This window comes from Neisseria sp. P0009.S007, assembly GCF_051962515.1.
Map to the genome: position 1 here is coordinate 1 of NZ_JBQCVF010000425.1, position 1180 is coordinate 1180.

Sequence of the window (1180 nt, forward strand, 5' to 3'; positions counted from 1 at the left end):
CAAGCCTGGCGTCAACTCGGGCAAAGCCTGGAAGCGTAGTCACTTCTTTATTTCTTGAGTCGTAGCCGTAGCGTTTGCCTGTACCGGTTATGCCGATTTCGCCGTAGAGGTTTTCGGTCGGGGTATAACGGAAAAACAGGTTGCCGGTAACGTTGCTGGTGTTATTCAAATGGATGCCCACTCGGTCAGGATTTTCTTTGTCTTCAACGACTTTCGCCTGCATCACGCCCAACGAACCGCGCAGATAGAGTTTTTTGGGGATGATTTGCCCGATGGCGGACAATTCCACGCCACGCGAACGGTGTTTCCCGCCGACTGCCCAAGTGTAGGGATCATTTTGCGCGTCGGGGCGGTAGCGGATATTGAAGCGTTCGATTTGGTAGGCGGACAATGTAGTGCTGAGGCGGTCGTCCAGCCAACTGCTTTTAACGCCAGTTTCGTATTGGCGGGTGTACTCGGGGTCGGCGTTGAACACGGCGGCAGACGACGTGTCGATACTCAAATAGCCGCCGCGTCCGCCATAAGGCGCGAAGCCTTTGTTATACGAGGCGTAAAGAGTGTGGACTGGGTTGATGTTCCACACTGCGCCGATGTTGGGGCTGAACGAGTGGCCGCTGTACTGGCGGCTGCTGTCGGTGAGTTTGTTTTCGGAATTAAAGGTGTATTTGTCGTAACGGCCGCCGAGGACGAATTTCAAATCGGGCGTGGCAGAGAAGATGTTTTGCACGAAGATGCCGTAGGAATCGGCCTTGTGTCGGTTTTGAGTGAGAACGGGCTGCAATCTACCCGAAGCCGGCCAGCTCGCGCGATCGTAGGGGTTGATGGAGGCGGAAAAGGTGCGGCTGAAACCCAAGGTCGGGTTGCGGTGTTCGCGGCTGTAATCCATGCCTACGGTCAGGTGGTTTTCAAAACGGCCGATGGTGTAGTCGCCGTTTAGCGTGAAATTGGACGACAGGGTTTTGTTGTCGGTCTGCTGCCAGGCGTAGTTGCGTTTGATTCGGCTGCCGTTTTCGCTGCCTGCATAAAAATGGTCGAAATCCTGCGCCGCCGTGCGGTGGGCAAGCTGCCATTGGGCGCGCCATTTGTCGTTGAAGGCGTATTCAAGGTCGGAACGCCAAACTTGCAGCTTGTCTTTGACAAAATCGTTCGGGTGGGCAAAACCCATGCGGTAAGGCAGTCC

Annotated in this window: 1 protein-coding gene; it reads right to left on the reverse strand. The window is 55.2% G+C overall.

The genetic code is table 11. The features are described 5' to 3' along the window. A partial coding sequence (locus tag ACTHS3_RS13795; protein ID WP_440368229.1) for a TonB-dependent receptor occupies nucleotides 1-1180 on the reverse strand: 1180 nt, incomplete at both ends.